Raw genomic sequence first — 16,555 nt, forward strand, 5'->3', positions numbered from 1 at the left:
GGTTCTGGCGCGTTGGAGGCGCCCGGCGGCGGGCCTGCGGCGAGACCCGGCCGGAGCCGGTGCAGGCCGCGGCAGCGCGGCCGCGTTGCGCCCGCAGAGACAGCCACGCCGGCCTGTGCGGCCGGCGTGGCCGGAACAACGGCGGGCCGGCCGGTCGCGCCGGCCCGACCGCTCAGGCCACCCGCGGCAGCGGGCGCGCCGGATGCGCCGGGCGCAGCCGCCGCCGCGCCTGCATCGCCCCGCGCCGACGGCGCCGCGCCGGTGCCGCGGCCGCCGCTTCGGCGGCGTCGCGCGACCACGGCAAACGGAACCGGTGCAGCGCCCACCACGCCAGCGCCGGCATCGCCACCAGCCACAGCGGCAGCCAGCCCAGCACCGCATGGTGGCCGCGCGCGGCCGGCAGCATCAGCACCAGCAGCGCGCCGACGGCGACGGCGTAGCCGAGCGCGGTGTCGAGGTCGCCGCGCAGGTCGGTGGTTTCGGCGATGTCGCCGTCGAACTCGGGATCGACGCGGCGGGTGGTTTCGAGGACGCTCATGGCCGGACTCCGGAAGCGCAGAAGAAGGTGGAAAGAAGGCGACTCGTGGTGAGTCCAACTTCCCGCCGCGGCGTCTCAGAGGTTGCGATACCGGCGACCGCCCGTCGGGACCGGGTCGCGGCCGGCTCAGTAGCCGGCTTTGTCCAGCGCGATCTCGGCCTGCTCGCGGCCCAGTTCGATCAGTTCCTTGGCGCGCCAGAATTCATAGAACTGGCAGGCGTCGCGCGGAATGCGGATGACCAGTTCGGGCGGGTCCAGCGCCAGTTGCACGCGCGCGATCTGCGCCTGCATGGTGTCGAGCGAACGCGCCATCAGTTCGCTGAAGCTCAGCTCGTGCGGCGGCTGATCTTCGGGCCGGTCGACCGGCACCGGTTGGTTGCGGCGGAACCAGCGCATCAGCGGCGGCGGCTTGACCGACACCAGTTGCTCGGCCGGCACCGGTGCGTGCCGCGGCAGGTCGGCGTCGGCGTGGCGGCCGAGCGTGCCGGTCGGCTGGTCGGGCCAGCCGTGCATGTCGACCGCGATCAGCCGGTGCGCGTCGGACAATCGCGTGGCGGTGATCGGCAACGGCGCCAGCAGGCCGCCGTCGACCAGTTCGCGGCCGTGCAATTCGTAAGGGGTGAACACGCCCGGGATCGCGATCGACGCGCGGATCGCGTCCCACAGGTCGCCTTCGCGCAGCCACACCTCGCGCTGGCGCAGCAGGTCGACCGCGACCGCGGTGAACTGCACCGGCAGGTCTTCGATGCGCGGCTCGCCGATCAGCTCGCGCAGTGCGTGCATGAGCCGGTCGCCGCGGAACAGCGCCGGCTGGCCGAACACCGGGTCGAGCAGGCGCAGCATGTCGGTGCGGCTCATGCTGTAGAGCCAGTCGCGGTACACCGCCATCTTGCCGGCGGCGAACAAGCCGCCGACCAGGGCGCCGCTGGACGAACCGGCGACCGCGACGATGCGCAGCTTGCGCGCCTGCAAGGCCTCGATGACCCCGATCTGGGCCAGCCCGCGCGCGCCGCCCGCGCCGAGCACCAGCGCGACCGGCTCGCCGGGTTCGGCGTGGCCGGGAGAATCGCTGGCGGGTAGGTCGGCGCCTGCCATCAACGGCCGTAGTTGCTCAGCGCCAGTTCCAGCATGGTCTTGGCCTGTTCGCGCAGCACCACCGGCTCGACGATTTCGGCGTCGTTGCCGTAATGCATCACGTCCATCAGCAATTCGCGGCCGGCGCTGTAAGGCACCTTGAGCTCATAGCGGCCGTCCGGCAGGAACCGGCCCTGCTGCTGCGAGTGCCAGTGCTCGTCGGCGACCCAGCGCGCCGCCTTGGCGCTGAACAGGATCGTCGCCCAGCCCTTCGGCGCGCCGGAGAAGATGCCGTAGCTCGACGCCAGATGCTGGTCGAGCTCGTCGTCGGCGACGTCGCGCGCCGCCTCCTCGCCGATCTTGGCCGCGCTGATGCGGTCGACCGAGAAGCTGCGCAGCGCATCGCGTTCGTGGTCCCAGGCGTCCAGGTACCAGTTCTCGCGGTAGTGCGTCAGCCGCTGCGGCGAGACGCTGCGGCGGGTGCGCTCGTCGGTGGAGCGGGCGCGGTACTCGAAGGTCAGGCGCTTGCGGTCGAGCACGGCGGTGGCGACCGCGCGGAACGCGGTTTCGTCCTGGCGGCGGGTGCGGTGCGGGATCACCCGCACCCGCTCCACCGGCAGGCGGCGGCCGCCGGCGTGCTCGTCGAGCAGCTTCTCGATGCGCTGCTGCAACGGCGCCAGCGCGTTCGACAACACGCCCCCGCCGCTGCGCATCAGCAATTGCTGCGCGGCCAGCAGCGCGTGCAACTCCTCCGAGCTCAGCCACAGGCCGGGCAGTTCGAAGCGGTCGCCTTCGCTGGTGTCGTAGCGGAAACCGGCTTCGCCGTTGCCGACCACCGGTGCCATCAGGTAGTCGCGCAGGTAAGCCAGGTCCCGATAAACGGTCGCGCGCGAGCATTCCAGGTCCTCCTGGAGCCGCTGAACTGTGACCGGGTACCTGGCCGCAGTGAGAATCCGGTGCAACGCGTGAATGCGTTCGATACGTTCCATGTCGGCCGAGATGTGGTGGAGTCGGTAGGGACACAACTAGCATGGCATCGGCCGCTGTCCGGCCGCCACCATCGAACCTGAGGATCCTACGTGATCAAGCCCTCAATATCCGCAACACTGACCCCCGCGGTGCTGCTGCTCGGCCTGACCGCCTCCAGCCTGGCCTGCGCCGGGCCGAAGGAAGAAGTCGTCGCCGCGGTGGACAAGTTCCTGGCCGCCAAGAGCTACCACGCCACGATGAGCATGGGCCCCGGGCCCGCCACCGAGACCGACTTCGTCGCGCCGGACCGCATGCGCGTGAAGCTGGGCGCGGTCGGCGACCAGATCATGATCGGCAACACCCTGTACATGACCCTGCAAGGCAAGACCCGCAAGCAACCCGCGCCGAACGGCGGCGTCGCCGCCACGCGCAGTCGCGAGAAAGTGCTGGGCAACCTGCAGACGCTGAAGGTGGCCGCGCTGGGCGACGAGACCCTCGCCGGCGTGGCGACCAAGAAGTACAAGGTGGAGAACAGCCAACCGAACAAGACCTCCTCGACCTTCTGGGTGGCCGCCGCCACCGGTTACCCGGTGCAGGCGGTGAACGTGGCCGAGGTCGGCGGCAAATCCTACACCTCGACTTTGAAGTACTCGCGTTACAACGACCCCAGCATCAAGATCGAAGCGCCGGCGGTGAAGTGATATTTGACACCTGATGCGTCGCATCGACTGCGACCGCAAGGCCGGGCCGACGAGGCCCGGCCTTTTCGTTGGCGCCGAAGATCGGACGCGATTTTTCCCGAACGGTCCTTTCGCGCGTTGTCGCAGTGCGACAACGCGGCGGCGCGGCCGCACCGGCCAGCTTCGCCGGCGGATTTTGTGTTTTTTTGTCAGCCCTTGGCGACGGCCGCGGCGCGCGCCCACAGATGCGCGGCCGGCGCAAGCTCGCTCTCGCCGGGCGGGGTGGGCACAATGCCCCGCATGCCAGGCTCTCCTTCACGCCCAGCCGCCTCCGGCCCGCCCGCTCCGGTTGCGCCGGGCTCCGCCCGGTCCGGCGCGGACCGTTCCGCCGATGCGGCCCGCGGGCCGGCGCCGTCGGAACCGGCGATCGACCTGTCGCCCTCGCCCGGCGACGAGGTCAAGACCACGACCTGTTACATGTGCGCCTGCCGCTGCGGCATCAAGGTGTGGCTCAGCGACGGGCGCATCCGCTACATCCAGGGCAACCCCGAGCATCCGGTCAACCAGGGCGTGCTGTGCGCCAAGGGGTCGGCCGGGATCATGCAGCACTACTCGCCGGCGCGGCTCAGCAAGCCGCTGCTGCGGGTCGGCGAGCGCGGGCGCGGCGAGTTCCGCGAGATCGAATGGGACCAGGCGCTGGACATCGCCGCCGGCTGGCTCGGCGACATCCGCGCGCGCAATCCCGACGAACTGGCGTTCTTCACCGGCCGCGACCAGTCGCAGGCGCTGACCGGCTGGTGGGCGCAGCAGTTCGGCACGGTCAACTACGCCGCGCACGGCGGGTTCTGCTCGGTCAACATGGCCGCCGGCGGCTTGTACAGCCTCGGCGGTTCGTTCTGGGAATTCGGCGAGCCCGACTGGGAGCATTCGCGCTATCTGATGCTGTGGGGCGTGGCCGAAGACCACGACTCCAATCCGATCAAGCTCGGCCTCGGCAAGCTCAAGGCGCGCGGGGCCAAGATCGTCGCGGTCAATCCGGTGCGCAGCGGCTACGGCGCGATCGCCGACGAGTGGATCGGGATCCGGCCCGGCACGGACGGGCTGTTCGCGTTCGCGTTGATCCACGAATTGCTGAAGGCCGACCGCATCGACCTGGATTACCTGGTGCGCTACACCAATGCGCATTGGCTGGTGGTGCGCAATCCGGGCGGTGCGGACGATGGTTTGTTCGCGCGCGATGGCGAAGGGCGCGCGCTGTGTTGGGTGCGCGGTGGCCCTCACCCCAACCCTCTCCCGCAAGCGGGAGAGGGGGCTGAACCGTCCCCGCAAGCGGCAGAACCACACGCACCATCGCCCTCGCCCGAAGAACACCCTCTCCCGCTTGCGGGAGAGGGCCGGGGTGAGGGCAGCGCGCAACCCGCCGACACCATCGACATTTCCCCCGCAGTCGTCGGCGAATACCGACTCCCCGACGGCCGCCGCGCCGTCCCGGTGTTCCACCTCGTCGCCGAACGCTACCTCGACCCGCAGTACGCGCCCGACGCCGTCGCCGAACGCTGCGGCATTCCCGCCGACACCATCCGCCGCATCGCCCGCGAACTCGCCGAGGCCGCGTTCGAACATCCGGTGCGCCTGCCGATCGCCTGGACCGATGCGCACGGCCGCGAGCACGCCGAGATGCTCGGCCGCCCGGTCAGCCTGCATGCGATGCGCGGCATCAGCGCGCACAGCAACGGCTTCCACACCTGCCGCGCGCTGCACTTGCTGCAACTGCTGCTCGGCGCGGTCGATACGCCGGGCTCGTTCCGCTACCAGCCGCCCTACCCCAAGCCGATCCCGCCGCCGAACCGGCCCGGCAAGCAAAGCCAGGCCAACGGCGCGCTCGACGCCGCGCCGCTGGGTTTCGTCCACGGCCCCGAAGACCTCGTCGTCGACGAACACGGCAGGCCGCGCCGCATCGACCACGCGTTTTCCTGGGCCTATCCGCTGTCCGCGCACGGCATGATGCATAGCGTGATCCGCAACGCCTGGGCCGGCGATCCGTACAAGATCGACACGCTGATGATGTTCATGGCCAACATGAGCTGGAATTCGGCGATGAACACCCGCCAGACCATCGGCTGGCTGACCGACAAGGACGACAACGGCGACTACCGCATCCCGCACATCGTCTACGCCGACGCCTACGCGTCGGAGATGACCGCCTACGCCGACCTGGTGCTGCCGGACACGACCTACCTGGAACGCTTCGATGCGATCAGCCTGCTCGACCGGCCGATCTCCGATGCGGATTCGGCTTGCGATGCGATCCGCCATCCGATCGTCGACGCCGCCGAACAACGCCTGCGCGACGACGAAAAACCGCGCGACGTGCGCGGTTTCCAATCCGTCCTGCTCGACCTCGGCGCGCGCATCGGCCTGCCCGGCATGACCCTCGAAGACGGCAGCCCGCGCTACCGCGACTACGCCGACTACATCGTCCGCCACGAGCGCGCGCCCGGCGTCGGCCTGCTCGCCGGCTGGCGCGGCGAGCGCGGCGAACTCGAGGCCAAGGGCCCGCCGAATCCCGAGCAGTTGCAGCGCTACATCGACAACGGCGGGTTCTGGCGCGGCCACGTGCCCGAGGCGGCGCGCTACTACAAGATGTGCAACCGCGCGTACCTCGACTGGGCGCAGAAGCTCGGCTTCCTCGGCCATGCCGAACCGATCGCGTTGCAGCTGTATTCGGAGACCTTGCAGAAGTTCCGCCTCGCCGCGCAGGGCCACGGCGCGCAGCAGCCGCCGGATCGACACCGCGAGCGCGTGGCGACCTATTTCGACCCGCTACCGATCTGGTACGAGCCGTTCGAAGGCGCGCAGGTCGAAGACGGCGCGACCCGCTTCCCGCTCAGCGCGGTGACCCAGCGGCCGATGTTCATGTACCACGCATGGGGTTCGCAGAACGCTTGGCTGCGCCAGATCGCCGCGCGCAATTACCTGTACCTGCATCCGGACACCGGCGCGCGCCACGGCATCGCCGACGAGGACTGGATCGAGGTCGAATCGCACCTCGGCCGGATCCGCGTGCAGGCCAAGTTCGCCGGCAACGTCCAGCCCGACACGGTCTGGACCTGGAACGCCATCGGCAAGCGCCGCGGCGCCTGGAAGCTCGACAAGAACGCGCCGGAAGGCCGCGAAGGCTTCCTGTTGAACCACCTCATCAGCGACATCACCCCGCGCGGCGATTACGCCAACGCCGATCCGGTCACCGGCCAGGCCGCGTGGTTCGACCTGCGCGTGGCGATCCGCAAGGCCGACGGCGGCGAAGACGCGCTGTCGCAGCCGCAGTTCGATCCGCTGCCGGGCCCGGCCGCCGACGACCGGCCGCTGCGTTACGGCGTAGAGTTCCGGCGACGGCGATGACGCCGGGCACCACCGCACCAACGCCAGGGAGGCGAACGAACATGAGCGCATACCAGTCCGCAACGACGAGGACCGGCCGATGAGGGCGGCGCGCGTATTCGCCGGCATGCTCTGCATCCTGGCCAGCGTCGCGGTGACCGCGCTGCTGGGCTTCGGCACGCTGGACCCGGCCGCGCCGGCATCGGCGACGCCGGCGCTGGCGGCGCTGCTGCCGAGCGTCGCGCTGGGATTGTCGGTGTTCGCGCTCGGCCTGTGGCTGCTGTTCGGAGGACGCAAGCGATGACCGCGCTGCCGTCGCCGTCGAAGAAGAAACTCGGGCTGGTGATCGATCTGGACACCTGCGTGGGCTGCCACGCCTGCGCGGTCAGCTGCAAGGAATGGAACGCCGGCGGCTTCGCCGCGCCGTTGACCGACGAGCGGCCGTACGGCGACGATCCCAGCGGCGTGTGGTTCAACCGCGTGCACAGCTACGAGTTGGCGGCCGAACCCGCGAGCGCGGACGTCGCGAGCGCAAGCGCGGGCTGCGGCAGCGCCGCGGGCGCTGGCGCGGGTTGCGGCAGCGCAGCGGCGACCGGCGCGGCGCAACCGGCGATGACCCTGCACTTCCCGCGCTCGTGCCTGCACTGCGAGCAGCCGGCCTGCGTTACCGTGTGCCCGACCGGCGCCAGCTACAAGCGCGCCGAGGACGGCATCGTGCTGGTCGACGAAGACAAGTGCATCGGCTGCAAGCTGTGTTCGTGGGCCTGCCCGTACGGCGCGCGCGAGTACAGCGCGGTCGAAGGCGTGATGAAGAAATGTACGCTGTGCATCGACCGCATCTACAACGAGAACCTGTCCGAAGCCGAACGCCAGCCGGCCTGCGTGCAGGCCTGCCCGACCCGCGCGCGCCACTTCGGCGATCTCGGCGATCCCGAGTCGGCGGTGTCGAAGCTGGTCGCCGAACGCGGCGGCGTCGACCTGATGGCGCAGTTGGGCTACCAGCCGACCAACAAATACCTGCCGCCGCGGCCGCGCCGCGCCGAACCGGCGGCCGCGCCGGCGCCGCAGGAAACGCTGGACCCGCAGGCGCTGCCGACGGTGCTGCGCTGGCTCGACAAGGTGCTTTCGCGATGACGCCGGCCTGCCGCCGTCGCGCCGCACCGATGCGCGCGTTCGCCCGCAAATTCGGGTGTGTCTGACCGATGCATCCTGCGTTCTCGGTCATTTTCTTCACCGTCCTGTCCGGGGCCGGCTACGGCCTGATGGCCTGGCTCGGCGCGCTGGCGCTGCTCCAGCACGGCGGCGTCGACGGCGCGCCGGAACTGCCGCTGCGCGCGCTCGGTTTGGGCTTGCTGATCGCGCTGCTGGCGGCCAGCGCCGGCCTGCTCAGTTCGACCGCGCACTTGGGCAAGCCGCTGCGCGCGTGGCGCGCGTTCTCGCAATGGCGCACCTCATGGCTGTCGCGCGAAGGGGTGATGGCGGTGCTGACCTACGCACCGGCGCTGGCGCTGCTGGCGTGGTTGCTCGCCGCGAGCCCCGAACGCGCGCTGCCGCCGGCATGGCCAGCGCTCGCCGGCGCTGCGCTGACGCTGTGCGCGCTGCTGACGGTCGCGTGCACGGCGATGATCTACGCCAGCCTGCCGCCGATTCCGGCGTGGCGGCATCCGCTGGTGGTGCCGGTGTACCTCGCGTTCGCCCTGCTCAGCGGCGCGGCCCTGCTCGGCGCGCTGCCGGGCGCGTTCGCGGCCGGACACGCCGCGGCCTGGGCGGTGGCGCTGCTGGCGCCGCTGACCGGGCTGTTGAAGTGGCGCTACTGGCTCGCGATCGACCGCGATCCGCTGCCGTTCAGCCACGGCGATGCGCTCGGCCTGCCGGGCCGGCGGCCTTCGGTGTTCGAACGTCCGCATACGCAGGACAACTATCTGACCCGCGAGATGGGCTATGTGCTGGCGCGCAAGCATGCAGCGAAGCTGCGCTGGATCGGCGCGGTGTTGTTCGCCGCGGTGCCGCTGGCGTTGGCGCTGGCCGCGATAGCGCTGCCGGTGGCGAACGCGCCGCTGATGGCCGCGGCGGCGCTGTCGGTGCTGCTCGGCGCGGTGGTCGAGCGCTGGCTGTTTTTTGCGCAGGCGCGGCATTTGGTGACGCTGTATTACTGAGGCTTCGAGGTGCGGGCGAGACCTCGGGGGCGCGTCGTCGGTGAGGGTTCGCGGTCGCAGCTTGCGCAGCTCCTACAGGGGCTGACGTGCAGGGACGCGGAGGCTGAACGACCTGAATTTGTGATGATCTTCACACTAATCGATGCATAGTCGAAAAACCGCCGGGACCCACCGGCGGTTTTTTTTGTCCATCGATTCGGAGCCGTTCCATGCACAAGTTGTTCGCCGCCGCCGCGCTGTGCGCCGCGTTCTCGCCCCTCGTCCACGCCCAGGAAACCGCCCGCAAGGACGGCTGGAGCGGCAACGGCGAACTGGGCCTGGCCGTTTCCAAGGGCAATACCGACAGCCAGACCCTGATCGGCAAGCTCAACATCGCCAAGGAAGACGCCCGCTGGAAGCACTCGGCCGGCGCCTCGTTCCTGTACGGCAAGCAGGACGACAAGGAAAGCGCGCGCCGCTACGAAATCTTCGGCAGCAGCGGCTACCGCCTGGGCCAGCGCAGCTACGTGTTCGGTTCCGCGCGCAACGAGCGCGACCACTTCACCGCCAACGAATACCAGTGGACCGCCGCGGTCGGCTACGGCTTCGAGGCGATCAAGAACAAGGACACCCACCTGACCTTCGAGATCGGCCCCGGCTACCGCTGGGCCAAGCTGCAGGACCTGCGCGAGCACAACAACGAAGCCATCGCCCGCGGCTACATGGACTTCGGCCACAAGCTCACCGAGACCACCTCGCTGTACAACACCCTGCTGATCGAAGCCGGCAGCGACAACACCTACGCCCGCAACGACCTCGGCCTGCTGGTCAAGATGACCGACGCGCTGGCGCTCAAGGCCGGCCTGGAAGTGCGCCACAACACCGACGTGCTGCCGGGCACCAAGAAGACCGACACCCTGACCACGCTCAACGTGGTCTACGGGTTCTGAGTCCGGCGCGCCGTCGCGGTTTCGCACCGCGGCGGCGCGTTGTGTGGGTTGCGCGCGGTTCGCGGCGCGTTGTCCGGCGATTGCGCTTCGAAGCCGTCCATCGCCGCGTCGGTCGCGGGCCTGCCAGCGTGCGCGCGGCTCGAAGCGTGACCGCAGGCTGTCCGCCGGGTGCCGCGTCGCATACCTGTAATCGGTTTCATGGCATTATCCTGGGCCGTCCTTACAGCCCCAACCCAGACGATGCTCGGTGCAATCGGGCTCGCCCTGCTCGGCGCGCCCCTGGTCACATTGCCGACGCCCGCCTACGGCGGCGATCCCACGCTGATCGCGATCGCGAGCGATCCGGCGCAGATGCGTCTGTACTGTTTTTCGACCCGCTGCGGCGACGAGGAATGGCGCACCGCGATGGCGCGCACCCAGCGCCTGCCCGATATCGATCCGGCCGAGCTGCCGCCGCTGCGGCCCAACGTCGCCCTGCCCGGGCAGCAGCGCGTCGGCATCGGCGGCGTCAGCGCGCCGGCCAGCTCGCGCGAGAGCCGGGCGATGTATTCCAACGACTACCGCATCGGCACCCGCTACGGCGTCCAGGCCGTGCGCGACGGCCCGACCCAGATCGGCCTGAGCTTCGGCGCCGGCTACCGCCTGGCGCCGCTGTACGACGACGGCATCAACCGCACCGGCGCGGTGTTCCGCGGCGAACTCAACCTCGGCCAGCGCATCACCGACCGCGCCCGCTGGACCCAGCGCGTGCAGGTCGAAAGCGGCGGCGGCGACACCTTCGTCAAGCAGTCGGTGCGGCTGGACGTGGACGTGTATCCGAACTGGAAACTGGAAACCGACTTCGCCATCCGCCACGACAACAAGGGCGGCGGCGGCAGCGAGAGCGCGGAAAGTTCGATCGAGCTGATCCGGCGGTTTTGAGCCGCGGTCAAGCGCGGGTCGCAGGCGTCGCGTGGCGCCCAAAAGCGTCGGGCCTGAAGGCCCTCACACGCAGCGCTTCAGTCGTCCTCGCCACCACCGCCCAGCAACGACGCAGCGATGAACTCGCCCGCGCCCTGCTCCAGCAGCTTCTGCGCGACCTCGATGCCGAGGCACTGCGGCGCGTCGCCGCGGCCTTCGCCGTGCGCGCGCACGCTGCGGCCGTCGCCGGCGGAACCGACCTGCCCGTCCAGGCGCAGGTGTTCGCCGTCGAGCCAGGCGTAGGCGGCGACCGGCACGTGGCAGCTGCCGTGCAGGCTGCGGTTCATTGCCCGCTCGGCCTCCACGCAGGTGCGGGTGGCGGCGTGGTCGAGCGCGGCGCACAGCTCGCGGGTGGCGACGTCGTCCTCGCGGCATTCCACCGCGATCGCGCCCTGCGCCGGCGCCGGCAGCCAATGCGGCGCCTCTAGGCGGCGGCGGATGCGCGCATCCAGGCCGAGCCGCTGCAGGCCGGCGCAAGCCAGGACGATGGCGTCGTAGTCGCCGGCATCGAGCTTGGCCAGGCGGGTGTTGACGTTGCCGCGCAGGTCCAGCAATTGCAGGTCCGGCCGCAGCGCGCGCAACTGCGCCTGCCGGCGCAGCGAGGAGGTGCCCACGCGCGCGCCGGGCGGCAGGTTCTCGATGCCGTCGTGGTCGTTGCTGACGAAGGCGTCGGCGTAGTCGGCGCGCTCGAGCACGGCCGGCAGGGCGAACCCGGGTTCCAGCTCCATCGGGACGTCCTTGAGCGAGTGCACGGCGCAATCGGCCTCAAAGCGCTGCATCGCCAGTTCCAGTTCCTTGAGGAACAGGCCCTTGCCGCCGATCGCGGCCAGCGAACGGTCCAGCACCTCGTCGCCGCGGGTGCTCATCGGCACCAGGGTCACGGCGAGGCCGGGATGCGCGGCGCGCAGGCGGTCGGCGACGTGCTCGCTCTGCCACAGGGCGAGCGGGCTTTTGCGGGTGGCGATGCGCAGGGTCTTCATCCGGGCATTATCGCCGCTGCGGCGGGTTGGGGCCAAAGGGCGGGGCGATGCGTCCGGCGATGACCTGGGGCGCGGCTCCGCGCGGCCCCGCGTACGGCCGGGGAACGGCTGCGCCCCTGCCGCCGTCATCCCCGCGAACGCAGGGATCCAGGGCGTTATCCAGGCAGGACTCTGAAGCCTCTGGATTCCCGCGTCCGCGGGAATGACCGAGGACAGGGTGACGTCGAAGCATTCCGACTACACGAAAGCCCGCGTGACCACCCGCCGTCATCCCCGCGAACGCGGGGATCCAGGGCCTCATCCAGGCATGGCTCTGAAGTCTCTGGATTCCCGCGTTCGCGGGAATGACGCAGTGGGAGATGGCACTGAAGTCTCTGAATTCCCGCGTTCGCGGGAATGACGCAGGACAGATGGCGCGTTGCATCCGCCCGCGCCGCGGTCACAGATGCTTCAAGGTCTCGCGCAACGACGCCACGCAGCGGCGGCTCACTTCCAGCGGCTGCTTGCCGTGGCGCAGGATCGCCTGCACATGCCCTTCGGCGTTGCGCTTGAGTTCGACGATCTCGTGGCGCGCGACCAGGCAGTTGCGGTGGATGCGCACGAAGCGTTCGCCGAACTCGTCTTCCAGCGACTTCAGCGATTCCTCGATCAGGTCCTCGCCGCGGGCGTGGTGCACGATCACGTACTTTTCTTCGGCGTGCAGGTAATGCACGTCCTCGATCGGGATCAGCCGCAGGCTGCCGCGCAGGCGCGCGCACAGGTGGCTGCGCACTTGCCCGGGCGCGGTCTGGCCGTCGCCGGCGCGCTCGCGGCCGGCGGCGAAGGTGCGCACGCGCTCGAGCGCGGCGTCCAGGCGCTCGGGGCGCACCGGCTTGACCAGGTAGTCGATCGCTTCGGCTTCGAACGCCGACAGCGCGTGGGCGTCGTAGGCGGTGCAGAACACCACCGCCGGGCGCGGCTCGAACGCGGCCAGGTGGCGCGCGGCCTCCAGGCCGTCGATGCCGGGCATGGCGATGTCGAGCAGGACCAGGTCCGGCCGGTGTTCGGCGCAGGCGTGCAGGGCGTGATGGCCGTCGGCCGCCTCGGCCACGACCTCCACGTCCGGACGTTGCGCCAGCAAGCCGCGCAGGCGCTCGCGCGCCAACGGTTCGTCGTCAGCGATCACCACTCTCATGGCCAGCCTCGCACCCTTCATCGGCTCTGCGCCTCCACCCCGGTCGGCACGTGCAGTTCGCACAGATAGTAGCCCCCGTCCCATCCTGCGGTCATTCGCGCCGTGGGTCCATAGGCATAACGCAGGCGCTGGCCGATGCTGTGCTGGGCGTGGCGGGCGCCGCCGCGGCCGTCGGCGGGGGCCGGGGCGGGGTTGCGGATGCGCAGCAGCAGGTGGTCGCTGAGCTGGGTCAGCTCGATTTCGATCTCGCCGCCGCCGGGCAGGCGCGAGACCCCGTGCAGGACCGCGTTCTCCACCAGCGGCTGCAGCACCAGCCGCGGCAGCGGCATTTTCCACGGCAGCGGCTCGCGCTTGCGCCAGACCACCCGCAGGCGGTCGCCCAGGCGCAGTTGCTCGATCGCCAGGTAGCGCTCGGCCAGCTCGACCTCCTCGGCCAGGCTGGAGTCGCTCTTGGACGCGCCCAGCGCGGCCCGGAACAGATCCGACAGGTCCAGCACCGCGCGCTCGGCCACCGCCGGGTCGCTGCGCACCAGCCCGGCGATGGTGTTCATGCTGTTGAACAGGAAATGCGGCTTGATCCGCGCCTGCAGCGCCTCGACCTCGGCGCGGGCGTTGGCCCGCACCTGCGCCTTCCAGCTGTCGTTGACGTACAGGTAGCGCAGCACCACGCCGACCGCGAGGATGGCGATCGCGGCGGTGCCGCCGACGAAGCGGCCGAAGCCGGTGCCGGCCGGGATCAGGCCGATCCCGGTGATCGTGACGATGGAATGGGTCGCCGCGGCGACCGCGGCGGCGATCGCCGCGGCGGTGGCGGTGGCGATGAAGCCGCCGACCCCGGGCGGCAGCCGCGACAGTTGCCGGCGCGAGACGCACAGCAGCACCGAGATCGCCAGCGCCAGCCACAGGGCGAAGGCGCTGGAGGAGACGAAGCGGCCGAGGTTCCAGGAACTGCCGTCCGGCGCCAGCGCCAGCACGATCACGATCAGCTCGGCCATGCTCAGCATGACCACCAGCCGCGGCAGCCGGCACAGGTCCGGCAGCCAGGGCTCGGGTTCGCTGGCGGCGGCGCCGGTGCGCGGGTCGGCCATGGGCGCGCGGCTCGGGGCGGTCAGGCCGCGGCGAAGCGCCGGGCGATCCAGTCGCCGGCGGCGGCCAGTTCGGCGTCGCTGGCTTCGTGCTGGATCGGGTAGTCGCGCCAGTCCACCGCGAAGCCGCGCTCGCGCAGCTGCGCGGCGGCGGTTTCGCCGTAGCGGTACAGCACCAGCGGGTCGTGCAGGCCGTGGGCCATGAACACCGGCTGCGCGGCCGCGGCCGCGGACACCTGGGCGAGCTGCCGTTCCGGCGCGGGCAGGTAGCTCGACAGCGCCACCAGCCCGGCCAGCGGCGCGGTGCGGCGCGCGCCGACCGCCAGGGTCATCACCGCGCCCTGGGAGAAGCCGCCGAGCACGATGCGCTGCGGCGGCACCCCGCGTTCGGCTTCGCGCGCGATCAACGCTTCGATCAACGCCACCGATTCGTCGATGCCGCCCTGGTCGGCGCGGTTGTCGATGCCGCTGAAATCGGCGATGTCGTACCAGGCGCGCATGCGCATGCCCTGGTTGCCGGTGACCGCGCGCACCGGCGCGTGCGGCAGCACCACCCGCAGGGTCGGCCAGTTCGGCCGCGCCATCAGTCGTATCGCCGGTTCCCAGCCGTCGCCGCTGTCGCCCAGGCCGTGCAGCCAGAGCAGGGTGTGGGTCGGCTCGGCGCCGTTTTGCAGTTCCAGGGCGTCGAGGATGGGAGCGGAGGCGGTCGTCATGCGCGGCATTGTGGCCGCTCGCGCCGACCGCGCCAACCGCGCGGCCGGCGCCGCCGCCGCGCTCAGCGCTGCGGCAGCTTGAAGTTCAAGGTGCGGCGCGCGGCGTGGCTGTCGCCGCTGGGCTCGAAGCGCAGCCGCGCCACCGCGGCCAGCGCGGCGTCTTCGAACACCCCGGCCGGCTCGGCCGAGACCACTCGCGCCGCGCCGGTGCGGCCGTCGGGCTGGATGGTGAAGGCGACTTCGACGCTGCCTTCGAGCTTGCGGTTCATCGCGACCAGCGGATAGCGCGGGCTGGCGTCGGCGATCAGCCGCGGCATGGCCTTGGCCGCAATCTGCTTCGGCGGCGGCAGCGGCGCGGCGGCCTGCGCGGGCGGCGCAGGGATCGGCGCGGCCGGGGTCGAGGCGCGCGCGGCGGCTTCGTCGGCCGCGCCGGCGTTGGCGTTGGCCTGGGCCTTGAGCGCGGCATTGGCGGCGGCGCTGCGCTGCGCGGCCTGGGTGCGGGCCAGGGTCGCGGCGTCGTTGCGCGCGGCCGCGGCCCGCTCGGTGTCCTCGCGCGTGCGCTGGTCCTGCGCGGCCTGCGCCGTGCGCAGGCCGGCGCGCAGGCGCGGCAGCGCCGGCGCCTGCGGGTCCATGCGCGCGAGCAGGCCGGTCAGGCGCTGGGATTCGCTGAGGTCGGCGTCGGCCAGCGCCTGTTCGCCGGCGATCACCACGTACGGCTGCAACTCGGTCAGCGCGGCGGCGACATCGGCCTGGCCGGGGTCTTTGTCGCGCAGGGCCAGGTAGTAATCGACCGCACTGTCGCCGGCCGGGGTGTGGATGCGTTGCTCGCGCAAGGCCCGCGCCGCGCGTTCGCGCAGGCCGCCGGCATCGAGTTCGTCCAGCGCCGGCGGCAGCGGCGCGGCGGCGGGCGTTTCGGCGGGTGGGGCTTCGGCCGCTGCCGACGCCTGGGTGGCGGCGGGATCCGCCGGCGGTTGCCTGGAACCGCAGCCGGCCATCATCAGACTCAGCCCCAGCGCCGCGCCCCATCCGGCGACCGTCCGCTTCTTCGCGCCGCTTCGGCGCGCACCCGGGCCTTGGCCGGCGGCGGCGATGCGCCCCGGCTCGATCACAAACTTCACTGCAACCCCCTGTACCGCCGAACTGCGAAATGCGCGCGCAGATTAGGCCGGGGATGTGACGCGGTTACTGCATCGCCCTGTCCTGTCCTGCCGGATCGAGAGACTCCAGCGGCGCCTTCGGGCGTCCTGCCGCGCGGCGCGGATTATGGCGACGGCGCCGCGGCGGCGCGATGCGCAATCGGTCCACTGGGCCGCGAGCGACGGTGCCGCGCGACGACGCGGCGCGCGAGGTCCGCGTCGCATCCGCGACGATGCGACGCATGCGCGAGCTTGCAAGACTGAACGAAATACGCCCCGGTGAAATTGTATTGCGAGCGCACGGGCTCCTATGATCGCGCCATGCCCGGCCCGTCCGCCCTCACGAATCTGCTGCGCCACCTCGTCTTCGGGGTGCTCATCGTCGTGATGCTGGTCAAGCCGGTGCTGGCGTTCGCCGGCGAGATCGGCGAACTCGCCGACCTGCATCCGCAGGCCGCGCACGTGGTCGGCAACGACGCCGGCGCCGGCATTCCCGACCAGGACGGCTGCGGCGCCCGCCAGTGCCACGTCACCCATTGCTGCGCCATGCAGGCCGCCTTGCTGCCGCGCATCGAGCTGGGGCTGCTCGCCCCCTCCCCCGCGAGCCCCCTGCCGGCGCGCGCCGCGGCCTTGGCCGCAGCCGATCCCGTGCAACCGCTGCGCCCACCGATCCACGCCTGATTCGCCGCCGGCCCTGGCCGGCAGACACGACGTGCCCGGCATCCGTCCGGCACGCCACGCCGTGCGCGCAGCGCGCGACGGCTATCGCGATTCAGGAGA

Annotated in this window: 16 protein-coding genes; 8 read left to right on the forward strand and 8 right to left on the reverse strand. The window is 71.2% G+C overall.

Annotated features, from left to right (window positions below):
- Positions 1-172: 172 nt before the first annotated feature.
- From JHW38_RS25765 to JHW38_RS13235, 3 genes are all read right to left on the reverse strand, one after another.
- Positions 173-538: a hypothetical protein gene (locus JHW38_RS25765; protein ID WP_343225420.1), complete on the reverse strand. Its 366-nt coding sequence runs from the start codon at positions 536-538 to the stop codon at positions 173-175.
- Positions 539-664: 126 nt separating this feature from the next.
- On the reverse strand, positions 665-1,633 hold the full coding sequence (locus tag JHW38_RS13230) for a patatin-like phospholipase family protein (RefSeq protein ID WP_207521791.1): 969 nt from the start codon (positions 1,631-1,633) through the stop codon (positions 665-667).
- Positions 1,633-2,601: a helix-turn-helix transcriptional regulator gene (locus JHW38_RS13235; protein WP_207521792.1), complete on the reverse strand. Its 969-nt coding sequence runs from the start codon at positions 2,599-2,601 to the stop codon at positions 1,633-1,635. Before JHW38_RS13235 ends, JHW38_RS13230 begins: the two co-directional genes overlap by 1 nt.
- Positions 2,602-2,691: 90 nt before the next feature.
- On the opposite strand from JHW38_RS13235, the gene JHW38_RS13240 reads away from it, so the two are divergent.
- From JHW38_RS13240 to JHW38_RS13270, 7 genes are all read left to right on the forward strand, one after another.
- Complete coding sequence (locus JHW38_RS13240; protein WP_207521793.1) at positions 2,692-3,282, forward strand: hypothetical protein; 591 nt, start codon at positions 2,692-2,694, stop codon at positions 3,280-3,282.
- Between the two features lie 279 nt (positions 3,283-3,561).
- Positions 3,562-6,663, forward strand: coding sequence for a molybdopterin oxidoreductase family protein (locus JHW38_RS25710; RefSeq protein WP_278249795.1), 3,102 nt, complete (start codon positions 3,562-3,564; stop codon positions 6,661-6,663).
- Positions 6,664-6,742: 79 nt separating this feature from the next.
- The gene (locus JHW38_RS13250) at positions 6,743-6,946 is read left to right on the forward strand and encodes a hypothetical protein (RefSeq protein WP_207521795.1); all 204 of its coding nucleotides are present in this window, start codon (positions 6,743-6,745) and stop codon (positions 6,944-6,946) included.
- On the forward strand, positions 6,943-7,776 hold the full coding sequence (locus JHW38_RS13255) for a 4Fe-4S dicluster domain-containing protein (protein WP_207521796.1): 834 nt from the start codon (positions 6,943-6,945) through the stop codon (positions 7,774-7,776). Before JHW38_RS13250 ends, JHW38_RS13255 begins: the two co-directional genes overlap by 4 nt.
- A 68-nt stretch (positions 7,777-7,844) precedes the next feature.
- The gene (locus tag JHW38_RS13260) at positions 7,845-8,798 is read left to right on the forward strand and encodes a dimethyl sulfoxide reductase anchor subunit family protein (RefSeq protein ID WP_207521797.1); all 954 of its coding nucleotides are present in this window, start codon (positions 7,845-7,847) and stop codon (positions 8,796-8,798) included.
- Between the two features lie 209 nt (positions 8,799-9,007).
- Positions 9,008-9,727: a DUF481 domain-containing protein gene (locus tag JHW38_RS13265; protein WP_207521798.1), complete on the forward strand. Its 720-nt coding sequence runs from the start codon at positions 9,008-9,010 to the stop codon at positions 9,725-9,727.
- Between the two features lie 240 nt (positions 9,728-9,967).
- Entirely contained in the window at positions 9,968-10,648 is a 681-nt protein-coding gene (locus tag JHW38_RS13270) for a DUF481 domain-containing protein (protein WP_207521799.1), read from the forward strand.
- Between the two features lie 77 nt (positions 10,649-10,725).
- Here JHW38_RS13270 and hemC read toward each other — a convergent pair whose 3' ends face one another.
- The 5 genes from hemC to JHW38_RS13295 form a co-directional block, all read right to left on the reverse strand.
- Positions 10,726-11,667, reverse strand: coding sequence for a hydroxymethylbilane synthase (gene hemC, locus JHW38_RS13275; protein ID WP_207521800.1), 942 nt, complete (start codon positions 11,665-11,667; stop codon positions 10,726-10,728).
- Positions 11,668-12,106: 439 nt separating this feature from the next.
- Entirely contained in the window at positions 12,107-12,841 is a 735-nt protein-coding gene (locus JHW38_RS13280; protein WP_207521801.1) for a LytR/AlgR family response regulator transcription factor, read from the reverse strand.
- A gap of 17 nt (positions 12,842-12,858) precedes the next feature.
- Positions 12,859-13,929 carry a sensor histidine kinase gene (locus JHW38_RS13285; protein ID WP_207521802.1) on the reverse strand — a complete coding sequence of 357 codons (1,071 nt, stop codon included), beginning with the start codon at positions 13,927-13,929 and terminating at the stop codon, positions 12,859-12,861.
- A gap of 20 nt (positions 13,930-13,949) precedes the next feature.
- Complete coding sequence (locus JHW38_RS13290; RefSeq protein ID WP_428995242.1) at positions 13,950-14,648, reverse strand: alpha/beta hydrolase; 699 nt, start codon at positions 14,646-14,648, stop codon at positions 13,950-13,952.
- 53 nt (positions 14,649-14,701) lie between these two features.
- The gene (locus JHW38_RS13295; RefSeq protein ID WP_207521804.1) at positions 14,702-15,757 is read right to left on the reverse strand and encodes a TonB family protein; all 1,056 of its coding nucleotides are present in this window, start codon (positions 15,755-15,757) and stop codon (positions 14,702-14,704) included.
- 339 nt (positions 15,758-16,096) lie between these two features.
- On the opposite strand from JHW38_RS13295, the gene JHW38_RS13300 reads away from it, so the two are divergent.
- Positions 16,097-16,456, forward strand: coding sequence for a hypothetical protein (locus JHW38_RS13300; protein ID WP_207521805.1), 360 nt, complete (start codon positions 16,097-16,099; stop codon positions 16,454-16,456).
- Positions 16,457-16,555 lie beyond the last annotated feature (99 nt).

The sequence above is a fragment of the Lysobacter enzymogenes genome, from assembly GCF_017355525.1.
Taxonomy (GTDB): Bacteria; Pseudomonadota; Gammaproteobacteria; order Xanthomonadales; family Xanthomonadaceae; genus Lysobacter; species Lysobacter enzymogenes_C.

What these genes read in the sequence shown, in the direction of transcription:
- JHW38_RS13235 (WP_207521792.1), bottom strand. Translation starts at nt 2,601, where the DNA reads ATGGAACGTATCGAACGCATTCACGCGTTGCACCGGATTCTCACTGCG.
- hemC (WP_207521800.1), bottom strand. Translation starts at nt 11,667, where the DNA reads ATGAAGACCCTGCGCATCGCCACCCGCAAAAGCCCGCTCGCCCTGTGG.
- JHW38_RS13290 (WP_428995242.1), bottom strand. Translation starts at nt 14,648, where the DNA reads ATGCCGCGCATGACGACCGCCTCCGCTCCCATCCTCGACGCCCTGGAA.
- JHW38_RS13265 (WP_207521798.1), top strand. Translation starts at nt 9,008, where the DNA reads ATGCACAAGTTGTTCGCCGCCGCCGCGCTGTGCGCCGCGTTCTCGCCC.
- JHW38_RS25710 (WP_278249795.1), top strand. Translation starts at nt 3,562, where the DNA reads ATGCCAGGCTCTCCTTCACGCCCAGCCGCCTCCGGCCCGCCCGCTCCG.
- JHW38_RS13300 (WP_207521805.1), top strand. Translation starts at nt 16,097, where the DNA reads ATGCCCGGCCCGTCCGCCCTCACGAATCTGCTGCGCCACCTCGTCTTC.
- JHW38_RS13280 (WP_207521801.1), bottom strand. Translation starts at nt 12,841, where the DNA reads ATGAGAGTGGTGATCGCTGACGACGAACCGTTGGCGCGCGAGCGCCTG.
- JHW38_RS13270 (WP_207521799.1), top strand. Translation starts at nt 9,968, where the DNA reads ATGCTCGGTGCAATCGGGCTCGCCCTGCTCGGCGCGCCCCTGGTCACA.
- JHW38_RS13250 (WP_207521795.1), top strand. Translation starts at nt 6,743, where the DNA reads ATGAGGGCGGCGCGCGTATTCGCCGGCATGCTCTGCATCCTGGCCAGC.
- JHW38_RS13285 (WP_207521802.1), bottom strand. Translation starts at nt 13,929, where the DNA reads ATGGCCGACCCGCGCACCGGCGCCGCCGCCAGCGAACCCGAGCCCTGG.
- JHW38_RS25765 (WP_343225420.1), bottom strand. Translation starts at nt 538, where the DNA reads ATGAGCGTCCTCGAAACCACCCGCCGCGTCGATCCCGAGTTCGACGGC.
- JHW38_RS13255 (WP_207521796.1), top strand. Translation starts at nt 6,943, where the DNA reads ATGACCGCGCTGCCGTCGCCGTCGAAGAAGAAACTCGGGCTGGTGATC.
- JHW38_RS13260 (WP_207521797.1), top strand. Translation starts at nt 7,845, where the DNA reads ATGCATCCTGCGTTCTCGGTCATTTTCTTCACCGTCCTGTCCGGGGCC.
- JHW38_RS13230 (WP_207521791.1), bottom strand. Translation starts at nt 1,633, where the DNA reads ATGGCAGGCGCCGACCTACCCGCCAGCGATTCTCCCGGCCACGCCGAA.